The organism is Rhizobium lusitanum, assembly GCF_014189535.1.
Taxonomy (GTDB): Bacteria; Pseudomonadota; Alphaproteobacteria; order Rhizobiales; family Rhizobiaceae; genus Rhizobium; species Rhizobium lusitanum_C.
On record NZ_CP050308.1, the window covers coordinates 2407408 to 2430624 of the forward strand.

General features: G+C 56.7%; 24 protein-coding genes and 2 tRNA genes. 12 read left to right on the forward strand and 14 right to left on the reverse strand.

From position 1 onward, the window contains the following. Positions 1–7: 7 nt before the first annotated feature. Complete coding sequence (locus HB780_RS25310) at positions 8–1126, reverse strand: glycosyltransferase family 4 protein (protein WP_183697466.1); 1119 nt, start codon at positions 1124–1126, stop codon at positions 8–10. A 230-nt stretch (positions 1127–1356) separates the two neighbouring features. Between HB780_RS25310 and HB780_RS25315 the strand changes: the two genes are divergently transcribed. Next, positions 1357–1725: a phosphomannose isomerase type II C-terminal cupin domain gene (locus tag HB780_RS25315; protein WP_183690167.1), complete on the forward strand. Its 369-nt coding sequence runs from the start codon at positions 1357–1359 to the stop codon at positions 1723–1725. 13 nt (positions 1726–1738) lie between these two features. On the opposite strand, the gene rfbC is transcribed toward HB780_RS25315, so the two are convergent. The 8 genes from rfbC to HB780_RS25355 all read right to left on the reverse strand — a co-directional run bounded on the left by rfbC (position 1739) and on the right by HB780_RS25355 (position 11877). Then, entirely contained in the window at positions 1739–2287 is a 549-nt protein-coding gene (rfbC, locus tag HB780_RS25320) for a dTDP-4-dehydrorhamnose 3,5-epimerase (protein WP_183690169.1), read from the reverse strand. 68 nt (positions 2288–2355) lie between these two features. Further along, positions 2356–3243: a glucose-1-phosphate thymidylyltransferase RfbA gene (gene rfbA, locus HB780_RS25325; RefSeq protein WP_183690171.1), complete on the reverse strand. Its 888-nt coding sequence runs from the start codon at positions 3241–3243 to the stop codon at positions 2356–2358. 83 nt (positions 3244–3326) lie between these two features. Next, entirely contained in the window at positions 3327–4226 is a 900-nt protein-coding gene (gene rfbD / locus HB780_RS25330) for a dTDP-4-dehydrorhamnose reductase (protein ID WP_183690173.1), read from the reverse strand. Beyond that, positions 4223–5290: a dTDP-glucose 4,6-dehydratase gene (rfbB, locus tag HB780_RS25335; RefSeq protein ID WP_183690175.1), complete on the reverse strand. Its 1068-nt coding sequence runs from the start codon at positions 5288–5290 to the stop codon at positions 4223–4225. Before rfbB ends, rfbD begins: the two co-directional genes overlap by 4 nt. Positions 5291–5313: 23 nt before the next feature. Continuing rightward, on the reverse strand, positions 5314–10263 hold the full coding sequence (locus tag HB780_RS25340) for an FkbM family methyltransferase (protein WP_183690177.1): 4950 nt from the start codon (positions 10261–10263) through the stop codon (positions 5314–5316). A 191-nt stretch (positions 10264–10454) separates the two neighbouring features. After that, positions 10455–10528 (reverse strand) — tRNA-Gln (locus HB780_RS25345). Between the two features lie 160 nt (positions 10529–10688). Continuing rightward, positions 10689–11324, reverse strand: a complete 636-nt coding sequence (locus HB780_RS25350) for an NrsF family protein (protein ID WP_183690179.1) — start codon at positions 11322–11324, stop codon at positions 10689–10691. Further along, positions 11311–11877, reverse strand: coding sequence for a sigma-70 family RNA polymerase sigma factor (locus HB780_RS25355; protein ID WP_183690181.1), 567 nt, complete (start codon positions 11875–11877; stop codon positions 11311–11313). Before HB780_RS25355 ends, HB780_RS25350 begins: the two co-directional genes overlap by 14 nt. 371 nt (positions 11878–12248) lie before the next feature. On the opposite strand from HB780_RS25355, the gene HB780_RS25360 reads away from it, so the two are divergent. The 5 genes from HB780_RS25360 to HB780_RS25380 all read left to right on the forward strand — a co-directional run bounded on the left by HB780_RS25360 (position 12249) and on the right by HB780_RS25380 (position 15054). Then, entirely contained in the window at positions 12249–12524 is a 276-nt protein-coding gene (locus HB780_RS25360; RefSeq protein ID WP_183690183.1) for a BufA1 family periplasmic bufferin-type metallophore, read from the forward strand. Between the two features lie 48 nt (positions 12525–12572). Continuing rightward, on the forward strand, positions 12573–12857 hold the full coding sequence (locus tag HB780_RS25365; RefSeq protein ID WP_183690185.1) for a BufA1 family periplasmic bufferin-type metallophore: 285 nt from the start codon (positions 12573–12575) through the stop codon (positions 12855–12857). A gap of 70 nt (positions 12858–12927) precedes the next feature. After that, complete coding sequence (bufB, locus tag HB780_RS25370) at positions 12928–13782, forward strand: MNIO family bufferin maturase (RefSeq protein WP_183690187.1); 855 nt, start codon at positions 12928–12930, stop codon at positions 13780–13782. Positions 13783–13791: 9 nt separating this feature from the next. Continuing rightward, positions 13792–14547 (forward strand): HvfC/BufC N-terminal domain-containing protein, encoded by a 756-nt coding sequence (locus HB780_RS25375; RefSeq protein WP_183690189.1) that lies wholly within the window; start codon positions 13792–13794, stop codon positions 14545–14547. A gap of 21 nt (positions 14548–14568) precedes the next feature. Continuing rightward, a complete protein-coding gene (locus HB780_RS25380; protein ID WP_183690191.1) occupies positions 14569–15054 on the forward strand; it encodes a DoxX family protein in 486 nt (161 codons plus the stop codon). Between the two features lie 70 nt (positions 15055–15124). On the opposite strand, the gene HB780_RS25385 is transcribed toward HB780_RS25380, so the two are convergent. Then, positions 15125–16081: a phytanoyl-CoA dioxygenase family protein gene (locus HB780_RS25385; protein ID WP_183690193.1), complete on the reverse strand. Its 957-nt coding sequence runs from the start codon at positions 16079–16081 to the stop codon at positions 15125–15127. 499 nt (positions 16082–16580) lie between these two features. On the opposite strand from HB780_RS25385, the gene HB780_RS25390 reads away from it, so the two are divergent. Beyond that, on the forward strand, positions 16581–17501 hold the full coding sequence (locus HB780_RS25390) for a DUF1003 domain-containing protein (RefSeq protein WP_183690195.1): 921 nt from the start codon (positions 16581–16583) through the stop codon (positions 17499–17501). A gap of 132 nt (positions 17502–17633) precedes the next feature. Next, complete coding sequence (locus HB780_RS25395; protein WP_183690197.1) at positions 17634–18032, forward strand: cupin domain-containing protein; 399 nt, start codon at positions 17634–17636, stop codon at positions 18030–18032. Between the two features lie 201 nt (positions 18033–18233). Here HB780_RS25395 and dcd read toward each other — a convergent pair whose 3' ends face one another. The 4 genes from dcd to HB780_RS25415 form a co-directional block, all read right to left on the reverse strand. Further along, a complete protein-coding gene (gene dcd, locus HB780_RS25400; RefSeq protein WP_183690199.1) occupies positions 18234–18845 on the reverse strand; it encodes a dCTP deaminase in 612 nt (203 codons plus the stop codon). Beyond that, positions 18832–19866 carry a M48 family metalloprotease gene (locus tag HB780_RS25405; RefSeq protein ID WP_183690201.1) on the reverse strand — a complete coding sequence of 345 codons (1035 nt, stop codon included), beginning with the start codon at positions 19864–19866 and terminating at the stop codon, positions 18832–18834. Before HB780_RS25405 ends, dcd begins: the two co-directional genes overlap by 14 nt. Further along, positions 19853–20176, reverse strand: coding sequence for a hypothetical protein (locus HB780_RS25410; RefSeq protein ID WP_183690203.1), 324 nt, complete (start codon positions 20174–20176; stop codon positions 19853–19855). The genes HB780_RS25405 and HB780_RS25410 overlap by 14 nt, the downstream gene beginning before the upstream one ends. 606 nt (positions 20177–20782) lie before the next feature. Then, positions 20783–20872: transfer RNA gene (locus HB780_RS25415), tRNA-Ser, on the reverse strand. 304 nt (positions 20873–21176) lie between these two features. Here HB780_RS25415 and rplU point away from each other — a divergent pair. From rplU to HB780_RS25435, 4 genes are all read left to right on the forward strand, one after another. After that, on the forward strand, positions 21177–21494 hold the full coding sequence (gene rplU / locus HB780_RS25420; protein ID WP_183690205.1) for a 50S ribosomal protein L21: 318 nt from the start codon (positions 21177–21179) through the stop codon (positions 21492–21494). Between the two features lie 32 nt (positions 21495–21526). Then, positions 21527–21796, forward strand: a complete 270-nt coding sequence (gene rpmA / locus HB780_RS25425; RefSeq protein WP_047453730.1) for a 50S ribosomal protein L27 — start codon at positions 21527–21529, stop codon at positions 21794–21796. 122 nt (positions 21797–21918) lie between these two features. Beyond that, positions 21919–22554, forward strand: a complete 636-nt coding sequence (locus HB780_RS25430) for a GNAT family N-acetyltransferase (RefSeq protein WP_183690207.1) — start codon at positions 21919–21921, stop codon at positions 22552–22554. Next, positions 22551–23138: a GNAT family N-acetyltransferase gene (locus tag HB780_RS25435; RefSeq protein ID WP_183690209.1), complete on the forward strand. Its 588-nt coding sequence runs from the start codon at positions 22551–22553 to the stop codon at positions 23136–23138. Before HB780_RS25430 ends, HB780_RS25435 begins: the two co-directional genes overlap by 4 nt. Positions 23139–23217 lie beyond the last annotated feature (79 nt).

Below are 23217 nucleotides of genomic sequence, written 5' to 3' on the forward strand. Positions count from 1 at the left end.
TCCAGGCTCAGCCCGCACGGGAGCCCGTCAATTCGCCATAGAGGCGACTATAGGCCGAGCACATCTTCTCCGCCGTGAAACATGCAAGATAGCGATCACGCGCCGCGGCACCCAGTGCAGCAGCCTTCTGCTCGTTGTCCCAGAGGGATTTCATTGCATTCGACAGAGCATCGACATCGTTCGGCGGCACCACGAACCCCGTCTGCTTATCCAGATTGACGAAACTGGTCCCCGTGCCGATTTCGCATGAAATCATCGGTTTGCCGAACATTGACGCTTCGACAAGAGAAAGCCCGAAGGCCTCAGAGCGAAGATGCGAGGGAAACGCAAACCCTGCACACATCTCGAGCAGAGCAATCTTGTCGCTGTCTGACAAGGATCCGAGAAAATGGATATTGTGCGGATTTTGCCCAGCGGCCTGCTTCAGTTCCGCCTCCATCGGCCCACTGCCGACGATCACGATATCGAGGCCATTGCGTTTCGCGGCTTCCAGCAGGATATGGACCCCCTTGTAATACCGCAGGACGCCGACGAATAAGAGAAAGCGATTGGGAAGCTTGTCGCGCCAACGAGCGAGCGTCACTTCATCCGCTTTCGGATAGTCTGCTTCATCCAGGCCCAACGGGATAACGGTTGTCTTGGATTTGAACCTTTCCAGGACATCGCTCGACAAGAGATAATTGGGAGATGTCGCGACAATGCGGTCGACGCTTTTCAGAAATCGAAACATCAACGGCTTGTAAAACTGCAGTAAAACCTTCTGCTTCACGATGTCGGAATGATAGGTGACGACCGTCGGCTTGCCGGGAGGAACGGTGAGATGAACGATGTCCATTACCGGCCACGGAAAGTGATAGTGGACGATGTCGGCCTTCTGGCTCAACTCCCGAAAACGTCCGAACACCTCGCGCGAAAAGCCGGTGGAGGCGAATTCAAAATCGAGCTTGGCCTTGTGAGCCATATGACCATCGAATTCGATGCTGTTTTCCACCGGTGTTTCGCTGAGCGATAGGACATCTGACTCCACGCCATATTTGGCGGTGCCCTTGGCGATCGCATGGATCGTCCGCTCAACGCCGCCGAATGTGTCAGGCCAATATGTTTTGAAGAAATGTAGAACGCGCATGCCATCCCTGTATCGAAAAGCGAGCGCGGCGTCACCTAGGGCATTGCTGAGCCTGCAAAAGCTACCCGAGCTAAACAAGAATGCCGAAGCAGGTTGGACAGGAGCGCGCAAAGAAGGCTCTTTGCCGGCATCGGCCAAAAAAACCTTGCTCTGCCAGCATCGGTGAACTAATCCCGCGCATAATTTTTGGTCGTGCGGCGGTCGATCGAGATTTTGCAAAGGAAGTTTCGTTGAAATCTGGAAGCTGTTATAAGATTGGCGACAATGATCAGCGCCCTTGGGGCAGATGGCATGTGCTCGATATCGGTGATCGCCACGTCGTCAAACGCATCGTGGTGAACCCCGGCGAGCGGCTGTCGTTGCAATATCACAACCATCGTTCGGAGCGTTGGACCGCCGTTTCAGGGCATGGCATTGCCGAGATCGACGGAATGGAACACGTCCTGCAGCTCGGGCATACCGTCGATATTCCGCTGAAGGCGACGCACCGGGCTTCATGCACCGGCGACGCGCCGCTCGTTTTCATCGAGATTCAATATGGCGAGCTCCTCGACGAGAACGATATCATCCGGCTCAGCGACGACTACAACCGGGTCTGACATCGAGCCGATATCAATCAAATACCTCAGCATCCACCAGCAACGGCTGCTGCTGATCCTTGGCGGAGAGCGTGAGCGCTTCGGCGGTTTTCCAGTCAATGCCGATCTTCGGGTCGTCCCAGCGGATCCCGCGGTCACTCGCGGGGGCGTAGTAGTTGGTGGTCTTGTAGAGGAATTCGACGCGGTCGCTCAGCGTCAGGAAGCCATGGGCAAAGCCTTCCGGGATCCAAAGCTGGCGCTTGTTCTCCTCCGACAGGAGAACACCGACCCACTGACCGAATGTCAGAGACGACCGCCTGATGTCGACGGCGACATCATAGACTTCGCCGACCACGACCCGGACGAGCTTGGCCTGCGCATGCGGCGGCAACTGATAGTGCAGGCCGCGCAAAACGCCCTTGCCCGACCGGCTGTGATTGTCCTGTACGAAGGCTGCGCTTCGCCCAATCGCCGCTTCGAACTTAGCCTGGTTGAAACTCTCAAGGAAAAATCCGCGGTCATCGGCGAACACGGCTGGTTCGATGATCTTGACGTCCGGTATGGCGGTATCGATGGCTTTCATGTGTCTTTCCTGCTTCACGCTGCCGGCATTCGACAGGCCAGCTCCACGCAACTCGACCGAGTGCGCCGTTAAAATATCTGTTCGCGCAGAATTCCCAGAAGATACTGCCCATAGGCGTTCTTCTTCAGCGGCTCGGCCAGCGCCTCCACCTGGGAAGCGTCGATCCAATGGCTCCGATAGGCAATTTCCTCGGGGCAGGCGACTTTCAACCCCTGTCGGCTTTCGATCGTAGCAATGTAATGGCTCGCCTCCAGCATCGATTCATGCGTGCCAGTGTCGAGCCAGGCATAGCCCCGGCCCATCGTTTGCACATCCAGCCGCCCGGCATTGAGGTAATGCGCGTTGACATCGGTTATTTCCAATTCGCCGCGTGGCGAAGGACGGATCGATTTTGCGACATCGACAACATCGGCGTCATAGAAATAAAGCCCGGTGACAGCATAATTGCTCTTCGGGACTGTCGGCTTTTCCTCAAGGCTGACCGCGCGGCCCTGCGCGTCGAATTCGACCACGCCGTAACGGTGCGGATCATGCACATGATAGGCAAAGACCGTAGCGCCATTTTCCTTGTCGCTCGCCTGATGGAGGAGCTTGGCGAAATCGTGCCCGTAGAAGATATTGTCGCCCAGTACTAAGGCTGACGGCGCGCCATCGAGGAATTCCTCGCCGATGAGAAATGCCTGCGCAAGCCCATCCGGGCTCGGTTGCACCGCATACTCAAGCTTCATGCCCCACTGACTTCCGTCCTTCAGCAACTGCTCGAAGCGAGGCGTATCCTGCGGTGTCGAAATAATCAGAACTTCACGGATGCCGGCCAGCATCAAAGTCGTCAGCGGATAGTAAATCATCGGCTTGTCGTAGATCGGCAGAAGCTGCTTGCTGACCGCAAGGGTCGCCGGATAGAGGCGTGTGCCGGATCCGCCTGCGAGGATGATACCTTTACGTGCTTTGGTCATAGTCTAGCGTCTCGTCTTTATTTCGTTTTACAGCCGCTTAGCTCGTCAGCTGCAACCGATAATTTAAACAAACCTTGCGCATTTCAATGCGCGGCGGGTGCAAGTCTGCCAATGACGTCATTCACGCCCTCCTGCCATGCAGGAAGAGGCAAGTCAAAGCAATCCATGAGCTTGGCGCAGTTCAATCTTGAATTTTGCGGACGCTTCGCCGGCGTCGGATAGTCGGCGGTCGTGATAGGCTTGAGAGCATCAAGTTGAAGCGCAAGAGTGAAATTCTTCGTCAATGCCTCGCGGACGATCTGCTCCGCGTAACCATACCAGGACGTGTTGCCCTGCGCGCTCAGATGGTAGGTGCCGGAGACATCCGGTCCCTCCGAGCGGCTGACAAATTCGACGACGCCACGCGTAACGTCGGCGATCAGCGCCGCAGATGTCGGTGCGCCGATCTGATCGGCGACAATGTTCAGGGAGTTGCGCTCCTGCGCAAGGCGCAGGATGGTCTTGAGGAAATTGTTGCCATGATGGCCATAGACCCAGCTTGTCCGCAGGATGACGTGACCAGCGCCGGAAGAACGCACCGCCTTTTCGCCCAGCCACTTGCTTTCGCCATAGACCGACTGCGGGTTGACCGGATCGGTCTCGACATAGGCATCGGCCTTGGTACCGTCGAAGACATAGTCGGTCGAATAATGCACGAGATAGGCGCCGCGATCCGCAGCCCAGCGTGCCAGCACACCTGGCGCCGCCGCATTCACCGCCATTGCCTGCTCTCTTTCGCTCTCGGCGCGATCGACGGCAGTGTAGGCTGCGGGGTTCACAATGATGCTTGGCTTATGTTCCTCAAGGACCGAGAGAATGCTTGCCTCATTCGCCAAATCCATCTCGGCGCGCGTGACTGCTACTACGTTACCCAATGGTGCGAGAGAACGCTGCAATTCGAAGCCGACTTGCCCGTTGGCGCCGGTGACCAGGACCGAACTCACGCCTGAACCTCATACTGCTTGCCCACCCATTCGCGATAGGCGCCGCTGGTGACATTCTTCACCCAATCCTCATTGGCGAGATACCACTCGATCGTCTTGCGAATGCCGGTCTCGAACGTTTCCTCCGGCTTCCAGCCCAACTCGCGCTCGAGCTTGCGCGCATCGATCGCATAGCGGCGATCATGACCGGGCCTGTCCTTCACGAAGGAGATCTGGTCCTTGTAACGGCTACCGCCGGCCTTCGGCCTCAGATCGTCGAGGATGGCGCAGATGGTATGCACCACATCCAGATTGGGCTTCTCGTTCCAACCACCGACATTGTAGGTCTCGCCGACCTTGCCGGATTGAAGCACACGGCGAATGGCGCTGCAGTGATCCTTGACATAGAGCCAATCGCGGATCTGCTGACCGTCGCCATAGATCGGCAGGCTCTTGCCCGAAAGCGCGTTCAGGATCACCAGCGGGATCAGCTTCTCGGGAAAATGATAAGGACCGTAATTGTTGCTGCAATTCGTGGTCAGAACCGGCAGGCCGTAGGTGTGATGCCAGGCGCGCACCAGATGGTCGGACGCCGCCTTGCTCGCGGAATAAGGGCTGTTCGGCTCATATTGATGGAGCTCGTTGAACGGCGCCTCATCCTTGGAGAGCGTGCCATAGACCTCGTCGGTCGAGACATGCAGGAAGCGGAACGCCTGCTTCTCGCCGTCCGGCAAACCGTCCCAGTAGCCACGAACCGATTCCAGCAGGTTGAAGGTGCCGACGATATTCGTCTGAATGAACTCGCCGGGGCCATGAATGGAACGGTCGACATGACTTTCAGCGGCAAAATTGAGGACGGCGCGAGGCTTGTGCGTGGCCAGCAGATTGCCGATCAGATCGCGGTCGCCGATATCGCCATGAACGAAAACATGACGATTATTGCCGGTCAGGCCCTTTAGCGTATCCAGATTGCCGGCATAGGTCAGCTTGTCGAGATTGATCACAGCCTCATCGAAGTGACTTAACCAATCGAGAACAAAATTCCCGCCGATGAAGCCGGCGCCCCCAGAAACCAAGATCGTCATTTCGCTTCTATTCCTATCTAGACCTATCTCAATACAATAGCGGCCACCAAGCCTATATTGCCCCAAGAGTGCTCTGGAACGAAGGTCAGATTTCTACAATGACCTCGAAAACTTTGAAAAGCTCTATTCCAAACTTCTTCCCTGATACACGCTGGAGCAGATCCTATATCAAGACCGATGTTTTGGTATCTCCTGCGGCGAGCTTCCCCCGAACGAGAAACCCCGATTTCGGCTAAGCGACCCACTATTCTGCGACCCGCTTCAACGACCGATAGCCGTTGCTCAGCATCCGCCTTGGCTTTTCTGCCAAGTGCGCGCGCGAAATCTGGCTCGTCGTATAATCGACGCAGGAACTGCGTGGCATCCTCTTCGGACGGCTCTGCCCATTCATAATCTGCTTCGTATGGCGGAATTGGCACGCCAAGTTTTACAAGCTTATAGCTGACAAGCAAGCTATTCTCTTCGTTCATAAATTCGGTGTTGCCAGAATACCCTGTCGCGACCACGGGTTTACCCATCAGCATGGCTTCTGCCATCGTAAGGCCCAGCCCCTCACTGCGATGGAGTGAAACATAAACGTCACAAGTCTCCATCAGAGCCAGAACATCATTCGGCGAATAAACTTCGTCGATGATAGTGATCCGAAAACCTTCGGCCGCTTTGCGCAGTTTTTCGATCTCCTTCGGAAGGCGGTCGCCGAACGAGGTTTTGAGCACTAGACGCGCAGGCTCGTCCGGTCGGAAGGCCCGCTTGAAGGCACGAATAAGCCCAAGAGGATTTTTGCGCTCCATGATGCTCATCATATGGAACGTAAATAAGTAGAGGGTCTCATCTTCCGGCAAACCAAAATACGCTCGCCCGCGTGTTTCGAAGGGCGCAAGACGCACGCCGGGGAACATCGTGCGAACTGGGATGGATAGCTTCTCACGCAGACCCTTGGCAACAAATTCGGTCGCCGCCCACACCTCATCTACACGTGCGGCATGAACGCGCCAAGAGTCGGGAATCGTATCGAACTCCCAGTACCAGTAAGCAACCCGGTAAGAGCGAGGTCCTCTTTCGGAAAGATCAGATTTTTCAAAGACCTTGTCAAAAAACGGCTCAGGCTGAGTGTGTATGATGCTAACATCATAGGTTTCGAAGTCGGCGAAACGCTCATGACCAGGATCATCCTTCCGATCGGTACGCACATCGCGCAATGAGACTCCCGCGCCTATCTCACGCATGCCTTCGACCATGGCTTCGGCAGAAATACGCAAGCCCGACGGATAGCAGAAATGAGCAATCATATTGAAGCCAGGCCTGACCAACTCAACCGCGACAGCATCCCGATCGAGACCACTTAACCAAGTGGCAACCCAAGGCTCCATCGGGACCGAGCCGGAAGCGAGCCAATCGAGGAACGCACATGCGGCACTCAGTTCCTTAGTTGCCAAAGGATGAGCGTATCGCCAATCTTCCCTCGACCGCCAGGCGAGACGAATTTGGTCCGCCGGAGAGCCAGGAAAAGGCCACTTCATGGGATCGAGCCAAGGCCCAACGACGCGATAAGTCGCACCGAACCACCGCGCGAAACGATCCGCGCCGAAGGGCGATGCACCATCACCAAACATCGTTTGCCACGCGGGCGTAAGACAAAGAGCAGTTATGACTTCCTGCTCAGGGCGCTCGCTTACCTCCTGGAACAGCCACCAAATCTCCTCGAGCCGTAAACTCTCTTCATTTCGTCCACTCTGGATAAACCAACGAAAGAGATCCCGCCGACCGGCTGGCGTTAATCCATGGGGCCATGCACGCCGAATATCCTCCCGCCAAAGAAAGACGCCGCGAGGTCGCGCACCTAAATCAGCCGTGAACATGGCGCGCAGCGCCTCTACCGCGTCCTGTGGTAAACCGAACTGTCTACGACCATCACTAATCAGCCAACGCGCAAAGGCACCGTTCCATCCGTCCGAAAGCGCGCGAGGAAAACGAGCGCTTATGTCCGGGCGCCTGCGCAACAGATCAAGCGTCCAGCGCGCCGCACTCCAAATATCATTGACTTTGTAGGCAGGCTGCGGAGACCATAGCACACGTGCTCTTGGCTGCTCGACCAATGCCAGCACACGCCCATCACACGAGAGATCGAGATCCATTGGCATAGGTTCGTAGGAACCGAACTGCGTAATCAGACGCTGCAACGTCTCGCGAGGCCCTTCCCCGCCTTCACCACGTAGGCGCGGGGTCGCATCACGCCCGTCCAAGTCAGGATGGAGATAAGGATCCTCGTCAATACCCAAAGCTCGGATGTCATCAGCTAAGCGACGCAAATCTTCGGATGGATTGGAGTGGCCACGGGTAGCGCCCTCGTGGTGCACCAGCACTCCGTCAGGCGCATATGCAATGCGGTAACCCGCTCGCCAAAGCTGGATACACAGCGCAACGTCGCTCATCGCAATCGTATAAGATTCATCGAATCCACCGACCGCATCGAAAGCTTCGCGCGTTACCATTTGACAAGCCCCCATCACCGCCATCCAGTTGCGGGGATGATGAGGCGATCCAAACAAATCGAAACCCAATGCCTCTTCGCCGCGATAGGTGAGAGCCGCAAGATGCGGGCCAACCGCCACGCCGCCGTGCTGAAGCTCACGCGAAGGGAAGATCAATTTGACCCCGACGCAACCCACACCTGGACGCAGGGCAAAGCGAACCATCTCGGAGAGCCAGCCCCGCGAAATCACCTCGACATCATTGTTTAGGAACAGCAAGATCTCACCCGTCGCTGCCGCAGCGCCAAAATTGCAAGCAGCCGAATAATTGAAACGGGGCCGGAAATTCAATATGCGCACACGCGGATCATCACGCAACTCATCATATAGCTTCAATGTTTCGAGCTCAATCGAACCCGTATCAACTATTATCAACTCGAGATTGCTGTAATCAGTCAATTCCAACAGCCCCATCGTCGACATGCGCAACAGTTGCGCCTTGTCTTTGGTTGGGATGATGACCGACACACGCGGTTCGTCAACCAACGGCCAGATCGACGATTGTGTTCCGTCTATCTGGGTTGTTGCTGTCGCCTGAAAACCGCGGCGTGCCCAATAGGTCTCAATCGTCCGGCGTGCATCATCTGCCGCAGGCGTGTCGGGAGCAGGTCTGCCACCATCACTCCCGGGGCGGCGATGGCATAGCACTTTCGGAATGCGCATGACCATCTGCGCAGCGTCGGCAACGCGCAAATTCAAATCCCATTCGAACGCCGTACCGGCTCTATCGTCAAAGCCTCCTACCCCGAAGGCAAGTTCGCGCCGCAGTAAGGTCAGACGGCCGAAATAATTGAATGCATAAAGTAGATCTGGTGAAAAGCCTGGCTTGAGATATGGCAGTTCGCGTGCCTCTGCTTCGGAGAGACGATCCTCATCACTATAAAGAATGTCCACTTGCGGGGTTTCCGCCAGTGCGGCAGCAATCTCATCGAGTGCAGCAGGAGCAAGCAGGTCGCCTGCCTCGAGAACGGCGACAAAGTGACCCCGCGCCTCTTGTAATGCGTGGGCTGGTTCGGGCGCGGCTCCGTTCACACCTTCAACAACAATGATGCGCTCATCTCCGGCGAGGAGACTAATAAATGACGGCTGATTCCGACGAGTGGCAGAGGCGCCGTAGATCACCACCTCCCAAACAGTGGGTTTCTGTCCGCGCAAGGAAGCAAGCGTGCGTCCTAACGCTACATCATTGTTCTGCAAGCCAGCATCAAGCAAGAAGGTGACTGACGGCTTTTCGCTGCGCGGGAAGGTAACAGCATTCGCGGCAGGCACGCCTCCGCGGACCCCTGCGAGATATTTCGACTGTGGAGCATTGGCAACCATCGCTGCCGCACCGGTTGCGGCAGCCGCTGCGTTGCGCGCGCGAATGAAGCGCAGGCGTGCGGGCATACGCCAGAGTGTAACCAACCACCAAGCCGCCTTGAGGATACGGCGAGCCTGCTTGCGCCGGTCAGGCGTTACTTTGCTATTAAACGTGCGTAGGGGCTCAGTAAGCCGCCAGCTCTTAGATGACAGCAATATGTTGTGCTCACGCTCAAAATGCTCGGCACGCGCTGCCAAATTGGCGCTTTCCTTTTCGCGCCGACGCAGCTCGCTTGTTCTACGCTCGAGCTCAACACCCAGTCTTGCTACATTATCGGTTAACTGCATTACCTCGCTATGCAAATGTTCGGCTGCGAGTTTCTCAGCCGTATCACGGGTCACACGAACCTCGTCTCTGAGAGACGCGATCACGGCATCGCGTTCGAGGAGAGCAACTGAAATGTAGTCGTCAAAAATGTTGGGCGGCGCGGAAAAGGCTGCTTCTAGATCGGCATGCTCGTAAGCCACGTAAAAGCGGTTCAAGCCATCGAAATAAACAAATCTATAGTCCGCGTTGAGGAGAATATCTTCCCACATGGAGTGGCGCAGCTCCGGACTGAGCGGAGCTGTCGCCTCTACCACCACGATCCACGGACGATGTGCAGACCAGTCGCCGCCGAGAAGTACATCGCGCTCGAAACCTTCGACATCAACCTTAAGAAAGTGAACTGGTTGATCTTGTGGTACGGATTCACGCCACACATCGGCTAATCGACGCAATTCGACCGTATGGGTCGTTTCCTTCCAGTTTTCGCGATGACTTTGCGCAATGGAATCGTCTAGGGTCGACAGACCTGTATCACCGAACAAGTGGATATCCACCTGCCCCACCTGTGAGCCAAGCGCTATTGGCAGATTCGTGTCACGGGGTCGACGACGCTTCAATGCCTCGTAGTGGGCTGGATTGGGCTCGACATTGATACCGCTCCAACCTCGTTCGCTGAACAATTTAGTCACGGACATATCGTCAGGCGAACACGCCCCGACATCAATATAAAAACCTTGCTCAATATGGCCAAGAGCTCGCCATAACATAACATCTTCGAAATTCTGGGCGTATGAAATGATGGTATTGGAGGACACTAGGCTGACTCACTCGGTAAAAAATCCGGAAACAATCCAGCGAGCTACTATACCATCTTCATTTCTGACACCAGCAACTTGGCGCGAGATCGAGCTTAGCCGCCGCGTCCCCGGCACCTATATCTGATGGCCGAACAAGGGCCAACGCCTACCGCCCCCGAGGGCCATCCAAATGATTAAGAGGCTTAATTTGGCTGGGGAACCTGGACTCGAACCAAGATTAACGGAGTCAGAGTCCGTCGTTCTACCATTGAACTATTCCCCAACGACCGCGAGGCGATGAAACCCTTTGCGGTGAAGGCTGCGCCTCTATAATAGAATTCGTCGCGGATGCAAATAGTTTAACGCAGACAAATGCTTTTTTTTGGCAAGGCTCGACGAAAGCAATGGATCATGACCTCCCGCGCGGCGCGGCACCCGATCATTTACCAGCGTAGCAGGCGTCTGCCCGCGACATAGCCGACCGCCGTCACGATGGCGATGGCCAACGGATACCAGAGCAGGACGAAGAGAGGACTGTCATCCGTGCAGTTGGCGGCATAGAAGGTAGCCGCGATGCCGCTGGCCGCAAGCCCGGCGACCGCGCCGGCAATGCCTGGCTTTTCCGGCGCGCCCTGGCGCAGCGCGAAGAGGAAGCAGGCAAGCGGGCCGATCGACAGCAGCGGAATGATCGTCAGGCAGAAGCGCGCATTATGCCCCATCATCCGCCCACCCCAGCTATCGGCCGGCATGACCATCATTTCAATGAGCGCGGCGACTGCCAGCAGCAGCGGCGCGGCGAGCAACGTCCAGCCCCAGGGGCGCAGTGACACGCCGGGGCGGCCGATGCGGAAGACGACGGTGCTTGCGGTGACGGCAAGCGCGATCGTCACTACGAATTTGAACAGGAAACGAACCGTTTCCATCGCACTGCCGATGTCGGCGCGAAAGCCGATCGCCGCGAAAAACATCGCGCCGCTGATCAGAATACCGCCGATGGCCGCAAGCGTCAGCGCCTGTCCGATCCGCGTGCGGACCGGCGCGTCTTGCGCCAGAAGATGGATGAGGTCATCGGTTTTCACTGTTTTCACTCCGATACAAGGCGGCAAGCACCTTCAATGCGCGATGCAGCGCCACGCGCACCGCACCTTCGGTCATCTTCAGCCGGTCGGCGGTTTCGCGCACGCTGGTTCCCTCGACGGAAATCGAGCGCACGATGGTCTTCTGCGGATCCCGCAATTGCGCCAGCATACGATCGACATCGAGCCGATCCAAGGCGTCCGTCTGCTCTTCCGCTTCCAGACTATCGATGACATCGTCGATCGGCACATTCACATGCCGCCCGCGCCGCCTCAGGCTGTCGATCAGCTTGTTGCGCACGATCGTCGATATCCACGGCCCGATGGCGCGCGACGCATCCCATGTTCCGCGCTTCAGGTGAATGGCCAACAATACTTCCTGGACCACGTCCTCGGCCTCGCTCGCCGGCGCGCCGAACTGATCGCAGCGCCGCCGCGCCATGGCACGCAGATATGGCGTAACAGCGGACAGGAAGCGATGATAGGCCTGCGTATCGCCCGCGATGGCGGCACGCATCCAGACTGCCCACTCCTCTTCGCGCGCCGAATGCTTCACCCGACATTCCCCTCTACGCGCGGCCGCACGATTTTGTTACCGGCAATGGCCATGTTTTTTCAAGATCCTCCCCGGATCGGATTTCAACCGAAACGTCTGCACTGAGGATTGGACATTATTCGAGAATTTGCCAGAGCACGGCATGAAAAGAACGTGCTTGCCCGATCAAGCACACGTTATCATCCTTAAGCGTGGATGCAGTTCGTACCAAAGCCGAGCGCTCCTCTCGTCCCTGATATACTAGACTGTCCCCTCTGGGGCTCGGGCGGCATCCAAGAAAAATTTCGCAGCATCTGTAATATTCGCCGTGGCGGTTCCGTAGACGTCAGTGCAAGCCAATCACGGCTGGCACCCATCACGGAGACAGACCTATGAAAAACAGCATCCTCACCCTGGCTATTGCCGGTTCGCTGGCCTCAGCGCTCGCATCCGTCGTCGCTGCTCCGGCTTCCGCTGCCGATAGCATGTCCAAGGAAAAGTGCTACGGCGTTGCCATGAAGGGCCAGAACGATTGCGCCGCCGGCAAGCATGACTGCGCCGGCAAGTCGACCATGAGCTACGACAAGATGTCCTTCAAGCTTGTCCCGACCGGCACCTGCACCACCATGAAGACACCTAAGGGTCACGGCTCGCTGACCCCGGCCTGATCCATTCGTCGGCTTATCATCCGAACCACACGATATCCGGAGTTTGTCATGACCAAAATTCCTGCAGTCGCCTTCGCAGCCTCGGTCGCCGCGGCGCTGACGCTGATCGCCAGTGTTCCCTCAGCCTCAGCCGCCGATGCCAAGGAGAAATGCTACGGCATCGCCCTCAAGGGTCAGAACGATTGTGCTGCCGGTCCGGGCACGACCTGCGCCGGCACATCGAAGACCGACTACCAGAAAAATTCCTGGAAGCTGGTTCCAGCCGGCACCTGCGAAACGATGAAGACGCCGAACGGCCATGGCACACTGGCCCAGGGGCCGGCACCGGTCTGATCGGAGCAAGCAATGACGGGCGGCGCAATCCCGGTCGCGCCGCCGTCTCCCAAGATCAATGAGGTCCACCATGAAACCCTCAGAGCTTCCCCGCCGTGCCGGCGTCGGCTTCAAGCCGGAGCACTTTTCCGCCATCGACGCAGCTCCGCAGCCGGTCGGCTTTTTCGAGGTGCATGCCGAAAACTATATGGGTGCCGGCGGGCCGCCGCATGCCCAGCTCGGCAGGCTGCGCCAGGATTACGCGTTGTCGATCCACGGCGTCGGCCTGTCGATCGGCTCGATGCAGCCGCTCGACACGGAACACCTCGCTCGGCTGAAGATCGTCTGCGACCGCTACGAGCCGGAAAGCTTTTCCGAACATCTCGCCTGGTCGACCCACGACACGACCTTTCTCAACGACCTGCTGCCCCTGCCCTATACGGACACGACGCTTGTCCAGGTCTGCGCCCATATCGACCAGGTGCAGACGCTGCTTGGCCGGCAGATGCTGCTCGAAAATCCGGCCACCTACTTGCTATTTGAGGAAAGCACGATCGACGAGACCTATTTCCTTGCCGAGATCGTCCGGCGCACCGGCTGCGGCCTGCTGCTCGACGTCAATAACGTCTTCGTCGCCTCGACCAATCACCACATGGACCCACGTGACTATCTCGCCCGCTTTCCGGTGCAAGGAGTGCGCGAAATTCACCTGAGCGGTCATTCCGAAACCGTCGATGACGCTGGCGCGCCGCTTTTGATCGACAGCCACGACACGCCGGTCAAGGATCCCGTCTGGGCGCTCTATGAAGAGCTGATCGCGCGCACCGGGCCGATTGCCAGCCTGGTCGAATGGGACAACGACGTCCCCGAATGGCCAGTTCTCAAGGCCGAGGCGGAGGCGGCCGGCGCCATCCTGTGCCGCGCCGCCGAACGCCGGGCGGCATAGGGAGCAACCATGTCCGTCACCACCCAGAGCGAATTCGCCGCAGCGCTCCTCGATACGGATCGTGCCCTTCCTGAAGGGCTTTTTGCCTGGAACGCTCCTCAACCGGAGCGGCGCTTCGACGTCTACCGCAATAATGTCGTGGTCGGACTGATCGGCGCCCTCGCCTCGCGTTTTCCGGCCACCGAAAAGATCGTTGGCAAGGACTTCTTCGCCGCCATGGCACATGAATTCATCCGGCTGCATCCGCCGCGATCACCGCTGCTGCTCGCCTATGGCGAAGACTTCGCCGATTTCGTCGGAACCTTCGATCCGGCCCGCGACATCGACTATCTGCCCGATGTCATCCGTCTGGAGGCAGCGCGCGGCAAGGCTTACCACGCCGCCGATACCGCGCCGCTCGACCCCGCTTTGCTGGCGGCGATCGAACCGGGACGGCTCTCAAGCCTGACTTTCACGCAGCATCCGTCCGCCTCGATCCTGTGCTCGCCCTTTCCGGTTGTCACCATCTGGGCGATGAACGCCGGCGAGATGGAGCTCGGCCCGATCGATAATTGGAGCGGCGAGGATGCCCTCGTCGTGCGGCCGGAGATGACGGTCGAGATACATCGGTTGCCGGCAGGCGGCGCCGCTTTTCTCGAAACGCTCGCCGCCGGCGCCGATCTTGCGGCAGCCATGGAGGCGGCGGTTGCCACAGCGCCCGACTTCGATCTCTCAGCCAATCTCGCCGGAGCACTTGCCGCCGGCGCATTCACGACCCTCAGCTAGACGTCGTTTAGGAGAACCGCCATGCCAGACCATATGATGACGGCCGCAATGGCCGAGCGCGAAACCGTGCCGCATAGGCTTTACGGCACGCTCAAATTACTCGACCGCATTCCGCACGATCTGATCGCACTGATCGCACGCCTGTCGATCGCCGCCGTCTTTTGGCAATCGGGCCAGACCAAGGTCGACGGCTGGCATGTCACCGACAATGCCGTCTATCTCTTCCAGACGGAATACCGTCTGCCACTCGTCGATCCCTGGATCGCCGCCCATATCGCCGCCTTCAGCGAGCATTTCTTTCCGGTACTGCTGGTGATCGGCTTCGCCAGCCGGCTGTCGGCGCTGGCGCTGCTCGGCATGACGCTGGTGATCGAGATCTTAGTCTATCCCGACGCCTGGCCGACGCACGGCACCTGGGCCACCTGTTTCCTGGTGATCATCGCCGGCGGGCCGGGCCGCATCGCCGTTGACCATTTCATCGCCCGGTATTTCCGCCGTGGCGTGTAGCGACGAATATAGGACACCACTGGCATTGCCTGGACAACAGTTCCCGGCAATGCCAGTGATCGGCTCTCGTCTACCTAAGTACCGGCTCTCCATGGAACCGGCGTTGCGACGGCTTCGAGACGCCGAAGCCGACTTCCATCATCAAGCGCGGCTTGGTCGTCGGCACGGTGCCCATGTGGAAGCCGAAGGGATCCTCGCCGAAGCCGAAGCCGGCCTTGCCGGTCAGCGTGACGGTGCTGTCCTTGCCGTAATAGCCGAGAACCTCATCTGCTGGGTGGCCGACCATAAGCGTCAACTGATGCTTCATGGCGCGGCGCCTGTGGCTGCCTTTGACGAAGACGTGTGGCCCGGTGCCTTCATCCACATCGACGAGATTGAAGAAGAATTTCAGCATCCGCCAGTCGTCGAGATCGAAATGAAACTTGTCGAGCGAGGCCATGCTTCGGTCCGCCTCCGAGGCCTGCGTCGGAAAGCTCCACCAGACGCGGGTGGTAATCACCTCGGCCTGCCCGCCGAGATAATGTTTGGCGACGTCGGTCAGCAGCGGATCGCGCTGGACCGCCAGGACGGCATCGCAATCGAGAGAGCGCTCGAAGAAATGCCCGCTGAGAAGGGGTCGCCCGAATTGCGTTTCCGCTTGCGCGTGCTCAGGCGCGATGAATTCGAGTTTACGGTTGAAATTGCCGAAGCAGCCCGTGGTTCGAGCAAACTCGGCAATATCCTGATGGATATTATCCGGCAGGGTGAGGCCGGAAAACAGCCCGTCTGTCCGCAGCGCGTTGACGACCGCATCGCATTCGATCCCGGTGAACATGGATGTACCGGAAGCGGGGCGCGCCACCGGCCGCCTGGTCGCCGCCCAGTGCAGGCGCCGGAACGGCAATGTCCGGGCCAGCAGGAACATGGGCAACCAGGCCGGATTTTCCCTCAAATCCGTCAGGTAGGTCGGTATTCGGACAGCCATTCGCTTGAAACGGCCACCCTGTCGGGCGATGGACTCCAGGTCATTTGCCGGAGGATTGTGCATAGGTATCCTTTCCGCACATGTGCGAACCCATGACAACAGGCCCAACACCCCTGTTGAATAGTCCGTTAAAGCATACTCATTCATTCAGTGCAGCAAGACGCATGTTGCATTGCGGCAAATAGAAGCCCGTAGGCCACGGTCAAGGGGCTGAAAATGCACAATCGCGATTCATTCCGAAGAATCGACAGTGCTGACACGCTCCGATTTTACAAATATTTTCAATGGCTCACGGATCAGTTGTTAAACGATGTCCGCAGGCCCGATCGCACCGTAGCCGAGACGGCGGACATATCGTGCCATGAACGCAACTGCGGCATGATTTGTTTGCCATTGCTTAGAACAACATCGCTACGATCATTTGCGGCGAGCGGATAACCGGCGAAGATTGAGACGAACGGTAATGGTTTTTGTCGACACCTGTCTCGACAGTCTCCTTACAGTCACAATCCTGTTCCGATCATTGGCTAGATGAACGAAAAACTGCAAACGAGGGCCGCACATGACAGAGACAAAGACCGTTGATCCGACCGAAGGTATCGTCGACTTCGACGCCGGCGAAGGCGAAGCGGCAACCGTGGTGGAGATGGACGACTATACCAAGAGCCTTGCCCAGGCGAAGGCCAAGTCGGTCAAGCTCGTCGATGCCATTACCGGCCAAACGCTCAAGAAGAAGGATGCCGTGCACATCGATGACCTCCGCCCCTCGCTGGCGGATTTCATGCGGTTGAAACATCCCGAACTTCGCGCCGACGACTATATCAGCCGCAAGGCAATGGACGACTATCGCGCCCAATATATCGCCGAGCTGCTGACGGACGAGCGCGGCGAGCTTTCGACCCTCGAGGACGAGGTCGTCGAAAGCCTTAAGACGCATGATACGCTCGCCGAGAACATCGAAGAGGATTACGAGGATCACCGCTCTATCGGCGACCGCATGGCCGATATCGTCGCCTCCTTCGGCGGCAGCTGGACCTTCATCATTTCCTTCTGTCTGTTCCTGGCCGTGTGGATGGGCATCAATGTCCTCCTGGGCGAAAACAAGGCTTTCGATGTCTATCCGTTCATTCTGCTCAACCTCATCCTCTCGACGATCGCCGCCCTGCAGGCGCCGATCATCATGATGAGCCAGCGGCGGCAGGAAGCAAAAGACCGGCTTCGCGCGCTCAACGACTACAAGGTCAACCTGAAAGCCGAACTGGAAATCCGCCACCTGCACGAAAAGGTCGACCACCTGCTCAATCGCCAATGGGAGCGGCTCACCGAAATCCAGCAGATCCAGATCGAGATGATGCTGGAACAAGCCAAGGCCGCCAGCCGCGCAATGAAGGCCAACAAGGCAGTGAAGGCCAAGACCAGCGCATTGAAAGGCTTGTTCACAGGCAAGTCCAAGACGGCGGAGACCGACGATTCGGAGGAATAGGAATGAGGCAGCAGCGTCTAACGGGGCTGGAGAAGCGCATCGTCGGCGACGTTGGCGGTGTCTGGCTCATTGACATCCGCTATCGTTATGACACCGTTCAAGGCGGCATCCTGAACAACGGGTCGAGGCAAAATGAGCGAGCATTCACAGGCCGTTATCACCACCGCCGAAGAGCGACCGCTTGAAGAGTGGAATGATCCATCTCGTGGCAAAATATCCTGGCACACGCTTTTCAGCAGCGACAGAACCCCAACCGACAGCCTGACGGCAGGCGTCGCCGAGATCGTGCCGGGCGGAGGTGGCCTTCAGCTCCACCGGCACGAGCAGCCCGAGATCTACTACATACTGGAGGGAACCGGCATCCTCACGGTCGACGGCCGCGAAACGATCGTCACTGCCGGCACAGCCGTCTTCATCCCCGGCAACGCAGAACACGGCATCCGCAACGATTCCGACGCAAATGTAAAACTGTTCTACGTGTTTCCCACCGGCTCCTTCGAAGACGTGGTCTATCGCTTTGGGGAGGATTGATAAGTCCGGGTTCTATTGTGGGATTTCAAAGGATTCTAACGAATGGTGCGATAGGGCCGCTGTGATTGATCGGCTTCGATCTACATCGGCATAAATGGCGAAGAGGGCGGGACTTTCGCCTTCTGCCGAGTGTATCTATAGCAACACTAAACATATCGGCATCATCGCTACTATCCGTATCTGTTCGATCACGGTATCAAGTCAAGGCTTGGTAGCGATCTTAGATAGCGCCGCTAGATCAGGATCACGGTCGAAACGAGAGACAGTAGGACGCACATCGCCGTAATATTTGCGGGCGTCGCCGTTCAGATACCCAAGTTCTTTAGCCATACTGTACAGACGTAATTGGACGAGGCGACTTCCAACCACGAGTTCGAGTGGCGTATTGCTATGGTTCGCCAGTTCGAGAGAAATGCAACCGCGATATCCCGGCTGCAACATCGTATTAAGCTGGATTCCGAGGCGAGCGTAGCTTGAGCGAACAATGACGTCACCAAAAACATTTGACGGCAAACAAACGTATTCCAAGGTATTCGCTAGAGCGATTTGATTCGGATAGAGTATGAAGCGCTCACCCAGATCGCGGCGAGTACCTTGGAAGTGCCGCTCGGCCCCACGCGATCCGTCGCCGTCTCCATCTACGCCTATAAATGCTTTCCTGCTAAGGATTGATACCAGAAAATCGTATCCCAGCCGTAGGTCAACGGAGACCGCTCCAACTTGATTGTTCTCCAATAGAGGTTCAATGAAAAGGGAGTTCGGATCGTCGGCCTTGAGAAGAACATCTATATCTGCCTTATCAAGGATTTCCATTTTTCCACCTTTCACCGATGTCGAAATTCCGAATACTTTTCTCCACTAGGTCGTTTACTATTCGAACCACTTCTTTAGGTGACTGGCCTATCCACACGCCTGTCTGTTGCTGCCGCTTGTCTTCCATATATTCGAATCCCGACACGTAAACGCCGTGAATTTCATTGGGTGATGAAAAAGTAACGGGGCGCATATTGTCGAAGTATTTAGCGACGTTCGGCCTGTGATAGCGAACTTGTAAGGATGGCATCCCGAGTTGATTTAGTGCTTGTTGAAAGGCATCTATCAGAACATTCAGTGTTCCCGATAGAAAATCAGAGACAAGAGCCCTTCTCGCAACTGTCGCCGGGTGAGTGAAAGAGGCTGGCTGAACCCCGGCGAGGAGCATGAGAAGGCCGGTTGACACCTCGCCACAATAACTTGCGGCAAACAAATCCGCAAAATGCTCTCGGAGATGATTGAGAACTACCATCGGTTGCGGCGGGGTGGGATTCATACTCATCAACACAATCTCGCTCACTCGATTGGTCATGTCGATGAAGTGGCCTAATTCGTGATACAACGGGATCGCGAATAGTGGCTTTGATCGGTAAAGGCGAGGAAAAGCGATCTGGATCAACGAGTATTGATTTGTGGGTAATTGGAAACCAGGAATCGCATTCGCAACGAACTTCCAAATACCTTTTGAGGGCCTAAAATAAAAATTTTGATCATCTAAAAGTGCAGTAGTTATGATATCGTTCTTGTGTCCCCAGTCAGCTAGAGCAAGTTTGAGACTGAAAACGACCTCGTATGGAACCTCCCCAGAAACGCTACCGCTCAAGAACATCTGCTCGCTGAACAAAATTCGGCGAACTTCCATGATAATAGGTGATGAAATCGTTGCTTCATTCTGATTAATATAATCGATCAAGCTAATAAGCGAATCTGAGTGATCCAGCAGCGGCCTCTCAAAATAGCTGGATCGCTTTATCTTAACCAATTGATCTCGTATAAGACAAAGATCATCAATTGCGAACATCTACACCTTCAACGCGCATCAGAAATTTGTTCGCAATTTCAGGGCTTATTTTTTCGAAACTGTCAACTGACTTCGCAGAGTCAAAGAGGTCGACTTGGTCGATTAGATCGAATGCCAAGCTTATCGCTTCAGGCGATACCGCCGAGTTAGCCTTAGTGATGTCTGCAGCAACGGATTTAGCTTCAGTCAAAATCCGAACAACATAACTCTTCAACGAAGGCGGCACTTCTTGGTTACCAGCAACCATTGAGAGTGCAACACAAAATAAGTTGAGATCGTCCCGTTCGACGGGTCTGACAGCTGCCAACATGGAAACCTCCTGATGGGATACGAAATCCCGCTACATAGTCGCCTGGCGAATCGAAGCACGGCTGCCGCTATCGATGATTTAACACCCGAGTCAACAGCTTTCAACGCAATTCTCGCATTTTTCTGTTGACAGTCCGTAAACTCTTAAAAAGCGACTTCAGTTCCAAGTCCTAATGTTCGAAGCCTTCTCCAGGCTGAATTTCGATAGCTTGAAGACCAACATCTCGAGAAAGAGTTGGCGCTACCAGCACTCGCAGACTTAGATGCCAGATGTAGCGCTACGGGAGTTCGAGCAGATTAGTATCTATCGGATCGCATAGCGAGGGAGCAGAGCGCCTGGAGATATTGGTTATTGGGGTTGGTTAACGACCCGTTTCACATCTCTCTCCTGCGGTTTTTTTTCTGAGCCCAAGCTGCTTTTGTTGTCAATCCATTTAACGGGGACGACGAAGGCTGATGAACGACGCGTCTTCCTGATATCAGGTCATGGTTAGCGCCCGCGACCCAAAAGTGCCTGCAGAGTGGCCCAAACTGATAACTGCAACAGCGGCCAAACCGAACGAAAGATAGTAAAAATAGGGGGAACACTGCCAACTAACGCCCAAAATGGCGGAGAGGGTGGGATTTGAACCCACGATGCCCTTGCAGGCATGCCGCATTTCGAGTGCGGTGCATTCGACCACTCTGCCACCTCTCCGGTTATGCTGGTCGGCGCTTGTTGGCGCGGCGTTCTCATAGCGAGAGAAGGATGGGATGGCAAGGGTGAATATTCAAGCTTTTCATCCTTTTGCCTTGACAGATTTGAGACCCTTATGTATCCCCGCAACGCAATAGGTGTGGATAAGTCCGTGCCTTGGCCGCCTCGCTCTGTGCGGGGCTTCACCGGCAGATCTTTCTTGAGGCCGCAAGCCTTTGAAATCCCTGCTAAGTTTCGACTGATAAAAAGACGGCCGCTTGTCCCTCGGGACAAGAGAGCTGGAACGAACATGAAAGGATAAAAAATGTTCGCAGTCATCAAGACCGGCGGTAAACAGTACCGTGTGGCAGCCAACGACGTGCTGACCATCGAAAAGCTGGAAGTCACCGCCGGCGACATCGTAGAATTCACCGAAGTCCTTGTTATCGGCGAAGGCGCCGACGCTGCGATCGGTGCTCCCTTCGTTCAGGGCGCTTCCGTCAAGGCTGAAGTAGTCGAGCACAACCGCGCAAAGAAGGTCATCGCCTTCAAGAAGCGTCGTCGTCAGAACTCGAAGCGTTCGCGCGGCCATCGCCAGCATCACACGGTCGTCCGTATCACGGACATCGTGGCTGCCAAGTAAGATCACGGGACAAGGTTTAAAGGAGAACTCCAATGGCACACAAAAAAGCTGGCGGTTCGTCGCGTAACGGTCGCGATTCGCAATCCAAGCGCCTTGGCGTGAAGAAGTTCGGTGGCGAGAATGTCATCGCCGGCAACATTATCGTGCGTCAGCGCGGTACCGAGTGGCATCCGGGCACCAATGTTGGTCTCGGCAAAGATCACACCATTTTTGCGCTTACGGCGGGCAATGTGAACTACCGTACGAAGGCCAATGGCCGCGTGTACGTATCTGTCATGCCGAAAGCAGAAGCAGCGGAATAAACCGGTAGCGCTCAAAAACAGCCGGTGTCTCATTGACCCGGCTGACGCATCAGGTTCAGTCAAGAAAAGGGGAGATGGGACACCATCTCCCCTTTTTCTTTACCCTCAAGGAGGACTGAACCATGCAAGGCGAATTGTTAAGGGAAGACCAATCAAGGTCTCCCGAAGAACGGCTGAGGCCGGAGCGGTTAAGGACCGATTGCCCTGTCTTGTTATCGGAAAGGCTCGTTCTGCGCGCGCCTCACGAAGAAGACATTGACGCCCTTGCCCATCTTGCCAACAATGCCAACGTCGCCACTATGGTATCGCGTATGCCGCATCCGTATACGACCAATGATGCCGCCGATTTCGTGCGACGCACGAAACTTGGCGAGATTGGCAAGTGCGTCTATGCGATTACCAAAGCCGAAAACGGCGCCTTTCTCGGTTGCTGCGGCGTCGAACCGACGGCCGATCCAAACACCGTCGAGATCGGATATTGGCTGGGCGAGCCCTATTGGAACCAGGGCTATACGACGGAAGCCGCCCATGCCCTGATCGACATGGTCTTCCGCACACGTGAAAACGTCGCCCAGATCGACGCTCGTTGCCGAGTCATGAACGTCGCTTCGAGACGGGTCGTGCAGAAGTGCGGCTTCCAGTTCCAGGGATCCGGCCTTGCCGCCTCGCTGGCGCTCGGCAGCACGGTATCGGTCGAATGGTACCGGCTCGATCGCAAGACCTGGATATCGCTGAGAAGCTGGGGAGGTCTGAGATGAACGCCCTCGCCCTCAACCGCCGCGACGTCAGGCCCCTGACGCCCGGACCGACGCCGGTCATCCAGACGGGACGGCTGACATTGCGGCCGCATCGGCTGAGCGATGCCGATGCGATCACGGAATCCCTGTCGGATTTCGCTGTTACCCGCATGCTGGCCCGCGTGCCGACACCTTATGATCGGCAGGATGCGCTGGACTGGCTGGTCCAGCAAACCTCCGGCCTCGGCACCGACTGGAAGCTGGCCATCACCGAGAAGGACGATGTCCATATCGGCATGGTCGGTATCGATCTTAGGCACGGCCGCTGGCATCTCGGCTACTGGCTGAACCGCTACTACTGGCGGCGCGGCATCATGGGCGAGGCGGTCGCGGCCACTCTCGAACGCTTTGCCCGCCGCATGCCCGACGTCGCGGTGTTCTCCGGCATCTTTGCCGACAACCCGGCCTCGTTGAAGCTGCAGCAGAAGCTCGGCTTCGAGATCATCGGTTGCTCGGAGGTCTACAGCTTTGCCCGCAACACCATGGTTCCGCATATCGAAACCGTGCTGAAGCCGGGCGCGCTGCGAGCCCCGCGGGCGATGTGAAGTCTTCAAAATCAGTCATCGCCGGTTCCGCCGGCGATGACATTGCCGCCCGTCGATCTTGATCCACTGGATGTAAGAT